Source organism: Gemmobacter aquarius (assembly GCF_003060865.1).
Classification (GTDB): domain Bacteria; phylum Pseudomonadota; class Alphaproteobacteria; order Rhodobacterales; family Rhodobacteraceae; genus Paragemmobacter; species Paragemmobacter aquarius.
In genome coordinates this window covers 918,911-932,786 of the sequence record NZ_CP028918.1, presented here as the reverse complement: position 1 = coordinate 932,786, position 13,876 = coordinate 918,911, and the positions used below count along the sequence as shown (strand labels likewise).

The window sequence follows — 13,876 nt, the reverse complement described above, 5'->3', positions numbered from 1 at the left end:
ATTTGACGCAAATTCCGGTGCCCGCCGTGGTAAACCCGAATTCTGCGCCAGAATTCGGCGCGGAATTTTCGCGAAATTCCGCTTTTCAAAACAGCGCCAACTGGTCCCCCGCCCTCGGCGGGGCGGCAAACAGATCGCAGCGCAACGCAGGCAGATCCTGCGCCAACCCATAGCGCGCCACCGCCAGCTTGAAGCGCTGCCCGATCAGCTCGGCAAACACCCCCTCGCCCCGCATCCGCTTGCCCCATTCGGCATCGTAATCCTTTCCACCTCGCGCCTCGCGCACCCGCGCCATCACCTTGGCCGCCCGCAGGGGTTGATGCGCCTCCAGCCAGTCGCGCCACAGCCCGGCCACTTCCAGCGGCAGCCGCAGCATGATCCAGCTCGCCCCCTTTGCCCCCGCCTCGGCCGCCGCCGCCAGTATCGGCTCCATCTCGTGATCCGTCAGCCCCGGCACCACAGGCGCCACCATCACCCGAACCGTCACCCCCGCCGCCGTCAACCGCCGGATCACCTCGAGCCGCCGCGCAGGCGCAGCCGCCCTCGGCTCCATGCTGCGCGACAGCCCCGCATCCAGCGTCGTCACCGAAATCCCCACACGCAACAGCCCCTTGGCCGCCATCGGCGCCAGCAGGTCCAGATCGCGCTCGATCAGCGTCCCCTTCGTCGTGATCGCCAGCGGATGGTCAAAGGCCGCCAGCACCTCGACCACCTCGCGCATCACGCGGTGCTCCGCCTCGCAGGGCTGGTAGGGGTCGGTATTGGTGCCGATCGCCACCGTCCCGACCCGATAGCCGGGCTTTCGCAACTCGCGCTCCAGCACCGCCCCGATTCCCGGCCGCGCAATCAGCCGTGTCTCGAAATCCAGCGCAGGCGACAGGTTCAAAAACGCATGGCTCGGCCGCGCGAAGCAATAGACGCAGCCATGCTCGCACCCCCGATAGGGGTTGATCGACCGGTCAAACGGAATGTCCGGGCTCTTGTTGAAACTCAGCGCCGACCGTGCCCGCTCCACTCGAACCTCGGTCGCCACCAGCCGCTCTTCTTCGGCCATGTCCCAGCCGTCTGCCGCCGCCTCGACCGCCCTCGGCTCGAACCGGCCCGTGGCATTGCTGCCCACACCCCGCGCCCGCACCCGCTGGCCCGGCATCAGCGCCCTTCGCTTTTCCTCTTCCATGCGGCAAATATAGAACATACCATGAACAAGTACCACCGTCTTTCCACAACCGACCCCTTGCTGTCGGCTTTCATCCGGGGCATGTCGCTAAACGAAAAGTGCACATGCCGCTTATCGCCCATGCACCAGTGACGAAACCCTTGTGGGAGTGCCGACCGATGGCCGACGAAGACGAAATCATCCTGTCCGAACTGTCCGATGACGAACTCGTTCTGCAAATGCATGACGACCTTTACGACGGGCTCAAGGAAGAGATCGAAGAAGCGGTCAACATCCTGATCGCCCGCGGCTGGACCCCCTACGATGTCCTGACCAAGGCCCTCGTCGCGGGCATGACCATCGTCGGTGCAGACTTCCGCGATGGCATCCTCTTCGTCCCCGAAGTGCTGCTTGCCGCAAACGCGATGAAATCGGGCATGTTCATCCTCAAACCGCTTCTGGTCGAAACCGGCGCGCCGCGCATGGGCAAGATGGTGATCGGCACGGTCAAGGGCGACATCCACGACATCGGCAAGAACCTCGTCGCGATGATGATGGAAGGCGCGGGCTTCGAAGTGCTCGACCTCGGCATCAACAACTCGGTCGAAAAATACCTCGAGGCGCTCGAATCCGAAAAGCCCGACATCCTCGGCATGTCTGCCCTGCTGACAACGACCATGCCCTATATGAAAGTCGTGATCGACACGATGAAGGAAAAGGGCCTGCGCGACGACTACATCGTCCTCGTCGGCGGCGCACCGTTGAACGAGGAATTCGGCCGCGCCATCGGCGCAGACGCCTATTGCCGCGATGCAGCGGTTGCGGTGGAAACCGCCAAGCAATTCGTAGCGCGCAAGCACAACCAGCTCGGCGCCTGATCACACCTTCGGCAAAAAGCCCCGCAGCCCATCGGCTTGCGGGGCTTTTTCTTGCACACCCCTTGGATTCGCTCCCCATCCGCGCCAGATTGTAAAGGGAAAGGAAACGCCATGCCGCTTACCCATTTCCTGTCGCTGATCGCCTTCGTCATCCTCGCTGCGGGCCTCACCCTCGGCCTCGCCGTCTGGGCCGATCTGCCACTTGCAGCCCTCGGCTTCGCCGCATTGGCCGGCACCCTGATCGTCGGCGCACGCCAGTGGCGCTGACCGCGCCCCCCCTCGACGACGCCACGCTGACCGAACAGGGCCTTACCGTCACCGCCCCCTCGGCAGACCGGGGGAAAATCCTGCTGATCGCCTGCGGTGCCCTCGCCCATGAAATTCTCGCGCTGAAACGCGCGAACGGCTGGGACCACCTCGACCTGCAATGCCTGCCCGCCAACCTGCACCTTTGGCCCGACCGCATTCCCGCCGCGGTTGAGTCCGCCATAGCGGCCCATCGCGCCGCCTATGACCGCTTCTTCGTGGTCTACGCCGATTGCGGCACGGGGGGCCTTTTGCAAGCCAAATGCGCCGAACTCGGCGTCGAAATGGTCGCTGGCCCGCATTGCTATTCCTTCTTCGAAGGCAACGCCGCCTTCGCCGCAAAATCCGAAACCGAATTCACCGCCTTCTACCTGACCGATTTCCTCGTGCGGCAGTTCGATGCCTTCGTCTGGCGTCCCATGGGCCTCGACCGGCACCCCGAACTGCGCGACATGTATTTCGGCAATTACACGAAACTCGTGTATCAGGCCCAACTTGACGACCCCGCCCTTGATGTAAAAGCGCGGGAATGCGCCGACAGGCTGGGTCTTGCCTACGAACGGCGGCTCACCGGCTACGGAGACCTTGCCCCCGCCCTCGCCGCCGTGGCACATCCGGTGGCATGAACGCCGACAGCTATACCCGCGCCTTCGCCACCGCATTTTCCACGCAAGACGCCGACAGCCTCGTGCGGCTGCTTTCCGACGATGCCGAGGTGGTCACCGCCACCGGCCAGCATTGCGATGGGCGCGAAGCAGCCCGCCTCGCCTTCATGGCGGAATTCGAAGGCACCTTCCGCAGCGCCCGCCTCGTGTCAGGCCGCGCCAAACTGCGTCCCGTAGGCCCCGGAGCCGCGCTTTTGTCGCAGCGCTACGTCCTTGCAGGCGCCACCGGCCCCGACGGCACCGACCTGCCGCGCTGCGCGCTGCTTCTGTCGGCTTGCATCATCATGCGCCCCGATGGCTGGCAGGCGCTCACCTGCCACATCACGGCGCTCACCTGAAAGACTCAGCGGCGGCGAAACAGCCCCGCGTCGATCGCCCGCTCGCGCATTTCAAGGTCATAGCGGCTCACCGCCTCGTTCAGATAGGCCAACTCGCGCTCGGCGACGGTCGGGAAACGGAACGACCGGAACACGGTCTTCACTTGTTCGAACATGGTGCTTCTCCTTCGGTTACGTCCCGAAGATAGATTGCTGCACCGCAGCATTCCAGCCCTGCACCGGTGGAACCCGCTATGCACCCAGCGCAACGGTCAACGCCGCATTTTTCGCCCCCACCCCGATTTTTCTGCGAAAAATCCCGCCAGTCCTGAAACACCTGCGCTGTCACCCTTGCGCAAATACTCACAGCACCGCCAGCCGCCCGCGCAACGCAAGCAAGCACAAGCGCCAGATTTTTCGCAGAAAAATCTTGCCCCGAACCGGCACGCCCTCAGGTCGACAAAAGCGCCCGTGCCGCCTCGCGCGCCGCTTGGGTGATCGTGTCGCCCGCCAGCATCCGCGCGATCTCTTCGACCCGCTCGCCCTCCGACAGCGCCAGCACGGTGGACAGCGTCATGTCATCGACCACCCGCTTTTCCACCCGCCAATGCGCCCCGCCCAAAGCCGCCACCTGCGGCGAATGCGTCACGACCAGCACTTGGCTTCCTTCGGCCAGCGCCTTCAACCGCCGTCCCACCGCATCGGCGGTCGCCCCGCCCACACCACGGTCGATTTCGTCAAAGATCATCGTCAGCCCCGGCGTATTCCCCGTCAGGCAAACCTTCAGCGCCAGCAGAAACCGCGACAATTCCCCGCCCGAGGCGATCTTGTTCAAGGCCCCCGCCGGAGCCCCCGGATTGGTCGCCACGGTGAATGTCACCGCGTCCACACCGTCCGGCCCGGCATCGGCCGGCGTGACCCCGGTCACGAACACCGCCCGCTCCATCTTGAGAGGTGCCAGTTCCGCCGCCATCGCAAGGTCCAGCCGCGCCGACGCGGCGCCACGCGCCCGCGTGATCCAGCCCGCCTCCTCGGCATAGGCGGCTTCTGCCTGCACCACCGCCTTGGCCAGCCCTGCAATTCCGGCCTCGCCACTGTCCAGCGCCGCCAGCCGCCCGCGCAAGTCTCCGGCAAAGCGGCCCAGATCGTCGGCCAAGACACCATGTTTGCGCGCCAGCGCCCGAATGGCGAACAGCCGCTCCTCGATCGCCTCCAACTCGGACGGGTTGAAATCCAGCGCCGCCAGCGCCCCCTCGACGCCAGCCTGCGCCTCGCCCAACTCGATCAGCGCGCGGTTCAGCGACGCCAAGGCCCCCTCGAGCGCCCCATCGGCCTTATCCGCCGCCCCCTCGAGCCAGCGCAACGCGTCGCGCATCATGCCCTCGGCGGCCTGTTCCGACATCGCCTGATAGGCACGCGCCACGTCCGACCGTATCTTCTCGGCCCCCTGCATCATCCGGCGGCGGGCATCAAGCGTGGCTTCCTCGCCGGGTTCGGGGTCCAGCTTGTCCAATTCGGCCACCGCATGGCGCAGGAAATCCTCTTCCTTGCGCGCCGCGACCAGCGCCGCCTCGGCCTCGGCCAACCGCGCCCGCGCCGCCGATTGCGCCCGCCATGCCGCCCGCACGGGGGCCAGATCGATCCCGGCAAAGGTATCAAGCAGCACACGGTGTCCGCGCGGGTTCAACAGCCCGCGGTCATCCTGCTGCCCGTGCAATTCCACCAGCGTATCCGACAGGTCGCGCAACACCTCGCCCGACACGCGGCGGTCGTTGACCCAGGCGGTCTTGCGCCCGTCCACCGTATTGACCCGCCGCATGATCAGCTCGTCCCCGGCCTCGATCCCCGCCTCGGCCAGCACGGCGCGCGCAGCATGACCGTCAGGCAGGTCGAACACCGCCGTGACCACGCCCTGCTCGGCACCGGCCCGCACCAGCTCGGCACGCCCCCGCCAGCCCAGAACGAAACCCAAAGCATCCAGCAAGATCGACTTGCCCGCCCCTGTCTCGCCGGTCAACACATTCAGCCCCGACCGGAACTCGAGGTCCAGCCGGTCGATGATCAAAACATCGCGGATTTCAAGCGATCGCAGCAAAAGCCCGCCCCCGTCAGCGCCCCGGCCGCGTCAAATCCAGTCGCCGCGCAACATCTGCCGATAGATCCGCGCCAGCCAACCATCACCCTTGGCCTCGGGTGCCAGCCCCTTGCCTTTCAGCAGGCGGAAACTGTCATCGTAGAACGGGCTGGATTGATAGTTGAAACCAAGGATCGCCGCCGAAGTCTGCGCCTCGTCGGTAAAGCCAAGCGCCAGATAGGATTCGGTCAGCCGGTGCAATGCCTCGGCGGTGTGGCTGGTGGTCTGGTAATCCTGCACCACGGTCCGGAAGCGGTTGATCGCCGCCGTGTAATTGCCACGCTTCAGGTAATAGCGCCCGATCTCCATTTCCTTCGCCGCCAGATGGTCGAAGGCAAGATCGAACTTCAGCATCGCCGACCGCGCATAATCGCTGTCGGGATAGGTCTCGATCACATCGCGCATGCCGGTCAGCGCCTGGAAGGTGACGCCCTGGTCACGCCCGACCTCGTCGATCTGGTCATAGAACGACAGCGCCATCAGATACAGCGCATAGGGCGCATCCTCGTCACCGGGATACAAATCGAGGAAACGCTGCGAAGCCGCCCGCGCCTCTTCGTATTTCTTGCCCTTGTGATAGCCGAAGGCCTGCATGATCAAGGCACGCTTGGCATATTCCGAATAGGGATAAAGCCGCTCGACCTCTTGGAAATACCTGATGCCCTCATCCGGCTTGCGCTCGGTTTCCAGCTTCAGCTCGCCCTGCTTGTAGATTTCCTCGGCGGTATAGGATTCCAGCGGCTTCTCGTTGCTGCCACCAAAACCGGCACATCCTGCCAGCGATGCGGCCACGAGCGCCATGCCTAGGAACCGCGCGCCCGACTTCACCCCTGCCATCTTCCGCCTACCCCACGACATTTTCAACATCCGGCCGAACAGCCGCCGATGCATGCTTAAGCGTCGTCCTAGCACAGAAAATTCCGGGGCGCAAAACGGCTTTCGCTCCCCCGCGCACTCAATGCGCGGGCAGGTCCGCCGCGATCACACCCACGCCGGGCAGCTTGCGCCCGGTTTGCGCTCCGACCTCGACAAAGCAATAGGCTGTCGGATCGGCAAACAAGGCCCGCAGCAACCTGTTGGTCAGCGCATGGCCCGCCCGCACGCCTGTGTAGCGCCCCAGAATCGGCGCACCGGCAAGGAACAGATCGCCCACCGCATCCAGCATCTTGTGGCGCACGGGTTCATCGGCATAGCGCAAGCCCCCGGGGCTCAGCACGCGGTCGCCTTCGAACACCACCGCATTTTCCAGCGTCCCGCCCAGCGCCAGCCCGTTGGCCCGCATCGCGTCGACATCTGACTGACGGCAAAAGGTGCGGCTGTCCGACAGTTCACGCACGAAAGCGCCATTGGCAAGGTTCAGGCTCTTTTCCTGCCGTCCGATGGCCGCTTCGGCGAATTCGATGCTGAAATCCATCTCCAGCATTTCCGCAGGCTCAAGCCGCGCGATGGCCTCGCCCTCGCGCACTTCCACCCGCTTCAAGACGCGGATCGCCCGCGAAGGCGCACCCTGTCCGACGATCCCGGCCGCCAGCAAACCTGCAACAAAAGGTGCCGCCGACCCGTCAAGGATCGGCACTTCCGGCCCGTCGATCTCGATCAGCGCGTTATGCACGGCGCAGCCGGCCAAAGCGGCCATGATATGTTCGATGGTCGAAACCGAAGCGCCCGCTGCATTGGCCACCAGCGTGCACAGACGCGACGGCACAACGGCATCCCAACGGGCAACAATCCGCTCATTCAGGTCGGTCCGCAGAAAGACGATGCCGTGACCCACATCCGCAGGCTTGACCACCATCCGAACCTCGGCGCCGCCATGCAGGCCCAGACCCACAAAGGTCGCAGCGGAGTGCAGAGTGTTTTGCAAAGGTCGCCCCCGGTTCGATCAATTCCGCCGCCAAGGGTTTCCTGACAAGCGAAGCGCGGGTTCATCCCGCGTCTGAACTTAGGTAAGATGCTGCACGTGCAAACTCAACTCACCTTTTATGACACTTCGTGACAGCGTGAAACATCACGAAACCCACTGATTTATAAAAGAAAAAACCGGACCAACAGGCCCGGTTTTCCCCGATTGTTACAGTGCGTTGCGGCCCGTCAATTCGCCTGGCGCCGCAAGAATGCCGGAATCTCGATCTTCTCCTGATCCGCGTTCAGTTCCGGCTCGTCGTCATAGGACGTGACCGGCGGCTGGTGGCGGGCTGCGGCCTGCGACTCGCCCGTTCCCCCCGCCATGCGGTTGATCAGCGACCCGATGCCAAAGCGCGGGCGCTGTTCGGCCGGTTTCGGTGCCGGAGCGGCGGCGCGCTGCGGTGCCGCCATCCCGCGCGGGGTCTGGCCTGCCGGAGCTTTGCTCACAGCCGTCTGCAACCGCTGCAATGCCTCGGGCGAGGGCGTTCCCGGCGGGCGCGGTGCCACGAACTCGGCGGCCGAAAGGTCCATCTGCGCGGTCGGGCGCGCCGCAGGCTGCGGGCGGTAAGCCGGCGCCGGAACCTCGTAGCCGTCATCCGCTTCCGCCTCATAGGCGGGCGGTGCGTCGAACAGCGACCGGTCTTGCTGCGGCTGGGCCTGCTGCGGCTGCGGCGCATAGGCCTGCGCTGCGGGCTGCTGCACCGGCTGCTTATAGGCCGGCGGCGGTGCGGGCTGATAGGCGGGCTGCACCACCTGCACCGTCAACGGCCCAGTCTGCGGGGCTGTCTGCGGCGCAGGCTGCAACGGCGCCGACATCGGACGCCGCGCCACCGGATCGGACGCACGGTTGGACTGGCTCACATCGATACCGGTCGCCACGACCGACACGCGGATAGCCCCTTCCATGCTGGTATCCAGCGTTGACCCCACGATGATATTCGCATCGGGATCGACCTTTTCGCGGATGATATTCGCGGCCTCGTCCAACTCGAACAGCGTCAGGTCATAGCCGCCGGTGATGTTGATCAGCACGCCGCGCGCGCCGTTCAGGCTGATCTCGTCCAGCAGCGGGTTGGCAATCGCCTTTTCAGCCGCCTGCACCGCGCGGTCTTCTCCCGAAGCCTCGCCCGTGCCCATCATCGCCTTGCCCATCTCGTCCATCACCGCGCGCACGTCGGCAAAGTCGAGGTTGATCAGGCCGGGGCGCACCATCAGGTCGGTCACGCCCTTGACACCCTGATACAGCACGTCGTCGGCCATCGCGAAGGCTTCGGTGAAAGTCGTGCGCTCGTTGGCCAGCCGGAAAAGGTTCTGGTTGGGAATGATGATCAGCGTATCGACGACCTTTTGCAGGGCCTCGATGCCCTCCTCGGCCTGCTTCATCCGCTTGCCGCCCTCGAACTGGAACGGCTTGGTGACCACGCCAACGGTCAGCACACCCAGCTCACGCGCCGCCTGCGCGATGATGGGTGCTGCCCCCGTGCCCGTGCCGCCCCCCATGCCAGCGGTGATGAAACACATATGCGCGCCGGCCAGATGATCGACGATCTCCTCGATCGTCTCTTCCGCCGCCGCAGCGCCAACCGCCGGACGCGCCCCTGCGCCCAAGCCTTCCGTGACCTTCAGACCCATCTGGATCCGCGAATGCGCCTTCGACTGCTGCAAGGCCTGCGCGTCGGTGTTCGCCACGACGAACTCGACCCCCTCAAGCTGCTTGTCGATCATGTTGTTGACAGCATTGCCGCCCGCGCCGCCAACACCGAAGACGGTGATACGCGGCTTCAGCTCTTCGCGCTGCGAGGTCATCGAAAGGTTCAGGGTCATAGCCACTCCGCCTGCTGCTGTTCGTTGTGCCGTCTTTTGCTGATCGGCTTGCTTTCGCGCCGGTCCCGGGCGCAGGAATCCGAATTTATCCACGATTCTATCCACAAAGGAGGTCAGAGGTCACGTAAAAAACGTCACCAGCCCACAAAATATGGGCCGATAAGCGCGTCGATCAGCGGTATTTTGCCGTTTTGGCAGGATATAGCGGTTACCAGTTATCTTTGAACCATTTGAAGGCCCGCTTTATCGAACGTGCAGGGTATCGCTCCGAAGGTATTTCGAAATCCCACCATTCGTCCTGAGGATGCGCGGCAAACAGGCAAAGGCCCACGGCACTGGCAAAAGCGGCACCCGTCGCGGCTTGCGGCAGGCCCTGAACACGCAGCGGACGGCCCAACCGGACCTGCTGCCCAAGAATACGCGCGGCCAACCCGTCAAGCCCCGGAATCTGGCTCGCCCCGCCCGTCAGCACGATCGACTGGCTCGGCAGGCTGTCAAAGCCCGCCGCATCCAGACGCGACCGCGCCTCTTCCAGAATCTCCTCGACCCGCGGCCGCATGATCCCGATCAACTCGGTCCGGCTGATCTGGCGACGGTCCTTTTCCCAATCGCCGCTCTCGCCGCCGGTCTCGATCATCTCGCGGTCATCCATGCCGGTGGCATAGACGCCGCCATGCTTCGTCTTGATCTTCTCGGCCACCGCCAGCGGAATCTGCAACCCCTTCGAGATGTCCGAGGTGACATGATCCCCGCCCATGCGAACCGAATCCGCATAGATCATGTGCTTTTTCATGAAGATCGAAATGCCCGTGGTCCCGCCGCCCATGTCGATGCAGGCGGCCCCCAACTCTTGCTCGTCTTCCACCAGTGATGACACGCCCGACACGTAAGCCGATGACGCAATCCCCGCCAGTTCCAGATCACAGCGCTTGATGCAGTACAGCAGGTTCTGCACCACCGACCCGTCGACCGACAAAAGATGCATGTCGCAGGCCAGCCGGTTGCCGATCTGCCCGCGCGGATCACCCAGCCCCGTGCGATGGTCCAGCGCAAAGTTCACCGGATGCGCGTGCAACACCTCGCGCCCCACGCCGATATCGGGCACGTCACACGATGCCAGAGCGCGGGCCACATCCTGCTCGGTCACGACCGAATCCTGCAATTCCCACTCGCCCGCAAGGCCATAGCTGCGCGGCTCGGCGCCGCTGAAGCTCGCGATCACATGATCGACCCGCACATTGGCCATCTTCTGCGCCGCCTGCACGGCGGTGCGGATCGCCCGCTCGGTCTCGTTCATCTGGGCGATTTCACCGAACTTCACCCCACGCGACCGCGTCGTCGCGGCCCCGATGACGCGGAACGAAGACTGCCCCGCCATCGGCCCCACCCCGTCAGCCTCGCGCAGGCGCTCGGGCCCGTCGAAGCGCAGGATCAGGCAGGCGATCTTGCTGGTGCCCACGTCCAGAATGGCGATGACACCCCGCTGCATCGCGGCCCGGCGCATATGGCGCATCGCTCTTTGCGATTGGTAAAGGTCGGTCATAGGTTGTTGCCCTCGCTCACATCGATGCCCTGTGCTTTGCGGCGTTCGTTCATGGCGTTCGGAGCAAGCCGCAGCACGGGTCGTTCTTCGTTTCTCAAATCCACCGTCAACAGATCACGCGCCAGCAAATCCTCGGCCCGATCCAGCGCGATCAACCGCTCCAGCGCCGAAACGGCATTGTGTTCGGGCAGCATGATCTTCTGGTTCCGGTCCAGAACCAGATCCCACCGCCGCTCGCCCATCCGCACCAGCCCGCGCACCCGCGGCAATATCGGTTGCGCCGCCGCGAAAATCTCCAAAGCCTCGCCCGCCACCAGATCGGCCCCGTCACCCGCCACCAGCGGCAAATCGGCGCGGTCGGTGCGCGACGACAGGCTCGCCACGCGGTGCCCCGTCTCGTCCAGCATCTCGATCCGCTCGCCGGTGCGCCACACCATCACCGGCATCCGCTCGGTGATCAGCATCTGCAGCACCCCGCCAGACCGCACCCGCAACTCGGCCGAGGCCACCGCGTCCAGATCCTCGATCCGCTGCCGCGCCAGATCGAGGTCGAGGTCGAAGGAAGACGCAGGCAGAGTCAACCCGGCCCGACCGCGGATCGCCTCGGCCAGTTCGGGCGAAGCGCCTTCAACCGAAATCAGGCCGACCATGAACTCGGGCCGGTTCTGGAACTTTTCCTTCAGATCGGCATAGCCCTGCACCAGCGCCGCCCGACGCGCATCGTTCGCCACATAGACCGCCGTCACCCCGCCGATCACCAGAAGCGGCAGACCAACGCGGAACAGCACGCGGAACAGCGGCGTCAGCCACAGCCGCTGCATCCGGTATTGCCAGCGCGACGGCGCCGGATCGCGCCGCAGGCCGCGCTGATAGACGCGATGGCCGCCCAGCGCCCCCTGCCTGCCCAGCGCGCCCTGCCTGCCTACCGATTGCACGATGCATCCTCCACGATCCAGCGGCAGAGCTCGGGAAAGCTGATACCCAGATGCCCCGCCTGTTCCGGCGAAAGCGAGGTCGGCGTCATCCCCGGCTGCGTGTTCGTCTCCAGAAGCACCAGCCCGTCCAGCCCCCGCGCCTCGTCCCAGCGCAGATCGGTCCGGCTTAGCCCCCGGCACCCCAGCGCCCGATGCGCCCGCAAGGCATAGTCCAGACAGGCGGCGGTTATCTCGTCTGGCAGGGCTGCAGGCACCACATGGCGGCTGCCACCGGCCTTGTATTTCGCGTCATAATCGTACCAGCCATCGGTCACGATATCGGTGACGCACAAAGCGCGGTCGCCCATCACCGAAACCGTCAACTCGCGCCCCGGCGCATAGGTCTCGACCATCACGCTCGCGGGCATCTCGGCGGAAAGGCGCGGCGCATTGCCGCCCGCGCGCACGATATAGACACCCACCGACGAGCCTTCGTTGTTGGGCTTGACCACATAGGGCAGCGGCAACACATGCCCCGCCTCGACGGCCTCGCGCGTGGCGATCACGCTGTCCACCACAGGCAGACCGGCGGCGCGATACACGTCCTTGGCCCGGCTCTTGTCCATCGCAAGCGAAGACGCCAGCACGCCGGAATGGGTATAGGGAATCCGCATCCATTCAAGAATGCCCTGCACGCAGCCATCCTCGCCCCAGCGACCATGCAGCGCGTTGAAGCAGATGTCGGGCGCGATTTCGGTCAAGCGTGCAGGAAGATCGGGGCCGCAATCGACCTCGACAACGTCATATCCCGCCTCGGTCAACGCACGGGCACAAGCCCGCCCTGTGACAAGAGACACCTCCCGCTCTGCGGAAGGCCCCCCATCAACACCGCCACGAGGGGGACGCTTCTGCCCGAACCGCCCGCCATGTTCCGCCTCAAACCGGGTCTGCTGCCCGTTTTTGTAGTTATTTTGCCGCCGGTTCACCGACGCGCATAATTTCCCACTCTAGCGTGATCCCGCTCGCTTGGAAAACCCTTTTTCGCACATCTTCCCCCAATCCTTCCAGATCGGCGGCAGTCGCCCCTCCGGTGTTGATGAGGAAATTGGAATGCATCGGCGACATCTGCGCCCCGCCACGGCTCGCCCCGCGCATTCCGGCCTCGTCTATGACCTTCCACGCCTTCAAGTCGTGCCTGTCATCGGCTTTTCCGGTCGAGGAATGACCCACCGGATTGCGGAACGTCGACCCCGCCGACCGCTCCTTGGTCGGCTGGCTCGCATCGCGTTTGGCGATCTGCTCGGCCATCTTCGCCTCGAGCTTTGCCGGATCGCCCGCCTCGGCCCGAAAGGTCGCGTCGACAATCACCCAACCCTCGGGCAGATGCGATTGGCGGTAAGCCAGCCGCAAATCCGCCGCCGGAAGCGTCACCACGTCGCCCGCCCGCGTCACCGCCCGCACCGATACCAGATGATCGGCCACATAGCTGCCGTAGCAGCCCGCGTTCATCCGAACCGCGCCGCCGATACTGCCCGGTATCGTGCGAAGAAAGGTCAGGTCCAACCCAGCCTCTGCCGCCCGCCGCGCCACATGGGCATCCAGTGCCGCAGCCCCGGCCACCACAAGCCCGTCTTGCGCCGAAATCCCGTTGAACCCACGCCCCAAGCGGATCACGACAGCCCGTATCCCGCCGTCCCGCACGATCAGGTTCGACCCGACCCCCATTGGAAACACCGTCTCGGCCGGATCGAGCGCCGTCAGAAACGCCACCAGATCGGCCTCGTCCGCAGGCTGGAAAAACAGATCGGCAGGCCCGCCCACGCGCAGCCATGTCAACTCGGCCAGCGGGCGATGCGGGGTAAGCGTGCCGCGCAGCATGGGCAGATCGCGACTCATGGCGTTCCCGCCGCCTTGCGTCGCAGCCAGCGGAACAGGAACACGAGCGGCCAGCGCAGCACACTGCATCCCATAAGCAAGATCGCAATCCCCCAGACCGGCCCGTTGGCCCATGTCACCCAGCCGAGGATCGGGATACCCGCCGCAATCAGCACATAGGCTGCAGTCCAGTGCTGATCCCGCGTCGGCAGCATGGCCATCACATTGGCCACGATCAGCCACCCGAAAGCCGCCACCAGCGCCCAGTTCATGCGCCCACCCCACGGCCCGAGGATTTTTCCACAAAAAATCCTCTTCCCACCGCGCCGGCCGCCGAATTTTCGCCGAAAATTCGCCGT

14 protein-coding genes and 1 pseudogene are annotated in these 13,876 nt (G+C 64.8%); 4 read left to right on the top strand and 11 right to left on the bottom strand.

Going from position 1 to position 13,876, the window contains the following annotated elements:
• Positions 1 to 85: 85 nt before the first annotated feature.
• Entirely contained in the window at positions 86 to 1,195 is a 1,110-nt protein-coding gene (locus HYN69_RS04530; protein WP_108434699.1) for a PA0069 family radical SAM protein, read from the bottom strand.
• 140 nt (positions 1,196 to 1,335) lie between these two features.
• Here HYN69_RS04530 and HYN69_RS04525 point away from each other — a divergent pair, with 140 nt between their 5' ends.
• The 4 genes from HYN69_RS04525 to HYN69_RS04515 all read left to right on the top strand — a co-directional run bounded on the left by HYN69_RS04525 (position 1,336) and on the right by HYN69_RS04515 (position 3,343).
• Positions 1,336 to 2,034 (top strand): corrinoid protein, encoded by a 699-nt coding sequence (locus HYN69_RS04525; RefSeq protein ID WP_108434698.1) that lies wholly within the window; start codon positions 1,336 to 1,338, stop codon positions 2,032 to 2,034.
• 111 nt (positions 2,035 to 2,145) lie between these two features.
• A complete protein-coding gene (locus HYN69_RS20955; protein ID WP_174213598.1) occupies positions 2,146 to 2,301 on the top strand; it encodes a hypothetical protein in 156 nt (51 codons plus the stop codon).
• The gene (locus tag HYN69_RS04520; RefSeq protein WP_407925247.1) at positions 2,292 to 2,966 is read left to right on the top strand and encodes a DUF1638 domain-containing protein; all 675 of its coding nucleotides are present in this window, start codon (positions 2,292 to 2,294) and stop codon (positions 2,964 to 2,966) included. Before HYN69_RS20955 ends, HYN69_RS04520 begins: the two co-directional genes overlap by 10 nt.
• Entirely contained in the window at positions 2,963 to 3,343 is a 381-nt protein-coding gene (locus HYN69_RS04515; protein WP_159082355.1) for a nuclear transport factor 2 family protein, read from the top strand. The genes HYN69_RS04520 and HYN69_RS04515 overlap by 4 nt, the downstream gene beginning before the upstream one ends.
• 5 nt (positions 3,344 to 3,348) lie before the next feature.
• Here the strand turns inward: HYN69_RS04515 and HYN69_RS04510 are convergent, their stop codons facing one another.
• The 10 genes and pseudogenes from HYN69_RS04510 to HYN69_RS04465 all read right to left on the bottom strand — a co-directional run bounded on the left by HYN69_RS04510 (position 3,349) and on the right by HYN69_RS04465 (position 13,789).
• Entirely contained in the window at positions 3,349 to 3,498 is a 150-nt protein-coding gene (locus HYN69_RS04510; RefSeq protein WP_108434696.1) for a DUF3563 family protein, read from the bottom strand.
• Between the two features lie 275 nt (positions 3,499 to 3,773).
• The gene (gene recN / locus HYN69_RS04505) at positions 3,774 to 5,417 is read right to left on the bottom strand and encodes a DNA repair protein RecN (protein WP_108434695.1); all 1,644 of its coding nucleotides are present in this window, start codon (positions 5,415 to 5,417) and stop codon (positions 3,774 to 3,776) included.
• Positions 5,418 to 5,447: 30 nt separating this feature from the next.
• Positions 5,448 to 6,293: an outer membrane protein assembly factor BamD gene (locus tag HYN69_RS04500; RefSeq protein WP_108434694.1), complete on the bottom strand. Its 846-nt coding sequence runs from the start codon at positions 6,291 to 6,293 to the stop codon at positions 5,448 to 5,450.
• A 118-nt stretch (positions 6,294 to 6,411) separates the two neighbouring features.
• Positions 6,412 to 7,320, bottom strand: coding sequence for a UDP-3-O-acyl-N-acetylglucosamine deacetylase (gene lpxC, locus HYN69_RS04495; protein WP_108434693.1), 909 nt, complete (start codon positions 7,318 to 7,320; stop codon positions 6,412 to 6,414).
• A gap of 227 nt (positions 7,321 to 7,547) precedes the next feature.
• Positions 7,548 to 9,185, bottom strand: coding sequence for a cell division protein FtsZ (ftsZ, locus tag HYN69_RS04490; RefSeq protein ID WP_108434692.1), 1,638 nt, complete (start codon positions 9,183 to 9,185; stop codon positions 7,548 to 7,550).
• Positions 9,186 to 9,393: 208 nt separating this feature from the next.
• Positions 9,394 to 10,728 carry a cell division protein FtsA gene (gene ftsA / locus HYN69_RS04485; RefSeq protein ID WP_108434691.1) on the bottom strand — a complete coding sequence of 445 codons (1,335 nt, stop codon included), beginning with the start codon at positions 10,726 to 10,728 and terminating at the stop codon, positions 9,394 to 9,396.
• Positions 10,725 to 11,663, bottom strand: a complete 939-nt coding sequence (locus tag HYN69_RS04480; RefSeq protein ID WP_230426483.1) for a cell division protein FtsQ/DivIB — start codon at positions 11,661 to 11,663, stop codon at positions 10,725 to 10,727. Before HYN69_RS04480 ends, ftsA begins: the two co-directional genes overlap by 4 nt.
• Positions 11,651 to 12,570, bottom strand: a pseudogene (locus HYN69_RS04475) (D-alanine--D-alanine ligase). Before HYN69_RS04475 ends, HYN69_RS04480 begins: the two are co-directional and overlap by 13 nt.
• Positions 12,571 to 12,608: 38 nt before the next feature.
• Positions 12,609 to 13,538, bottom strand: a complete 930-nt coding sequence (gene murB / locus HYN69_RS04470) for a UDP-N-acetylmuramate dehydrogenase (RefSeq protein WP_108434689.1) — start codon at positions 13,536 to 13,538, stop codon at positions 12,609 to 12,611.
• Positions 13,535 to 13,789, bottom strand: coding sequence for a DUF2484 family protein (locus tag HYN69_RS04465; RefSeq protein ID WP_108434688.1), 255 nt, complete (start codon positions 13,787 to 13,789; stop codon positions 13,535 to 13,537). The genes murB and HYN69_RS04465 overlap by 4 nt, the downstream gene beginning before the upstream one ends.
• Positions 13,790 to 13,876 lie beyond the last annotated feature (87 nt).

Excerpts from the sequence above, each read along its gene's own strand:
- HYN69_RS04530 (WP_108434699.1), bottom strand. The coding sequence starts at position 1,195 with ATGTTCTATATTTGCCGCATGGAAGAGGAAAAGCGAAGGGCGCTGATG.
- HYN69_RS04525 (WP_108434698.1), top strand. The coding sequence starts at position 1,336 with ATGGCCGACGAAGACGAAATCATCCTGTCCGAACTGTCCGATGACGAA.
- HYN69_RS20955 (WP_174213598.1), top strand. The coding sequence starts at position 2,146 with ATGCCGCTTACCCATTTCCTGTCGCTGATCGCCTTCGTCATCCTCGCT.
- HYN69_RS04515 (WP_159082355.1), top strand. The coding sequence starts at position 2,963 with ATGAACGCCGACAGCTATACCCGCGCCTTCGCCACCGCATTTTCCACG.
- HYN69_RS04510 (WP_108434696.1), bottom strand. The coding sequence starts at position 3,498 with ATGTTCGAACAAGTGAAGACCGTGTTCCGGTCGTTCCGTTTCCCGACC.
- HYN69_RS04500 (WP_108434694.1), bottom strand. The coding sequence starts at position 6,293 with ATGGCAGGGGTGAAGTCGGGCGCGCGGTTCCTAGGCATGGCGCTCGTG.
- ftsZ (WP_108434692.1), bottom strand. The coding sequence starts at position 9,185 with ATGACCCTGAACCTTTCGATGACCTCGCAGCGCGAAGAGCTGAAGCCG.
- ftsA (WP_108434691.1), bottom strand. The coding sequence starts at position 10,728 with ATGACCGACCTTTACCAATCGCAAAGAGCGATGCGCCATATGCGCCGG.
- murB (WP_108434689.1), bottom strand. The coding sequence starts at position 13,538 with ATGAGTCGCGATCTGCCCATGCTGCGCGGCACGCTTACCCCGCATCGC.
- HYN69_RS04465 (WP_108434688.1), bottom strand. The coding sequence starts at position 13,789 with ATGAACTGGGCGCTGGTGGCGGCTTTCGGGTGGCTGATCGTGGCCAAT.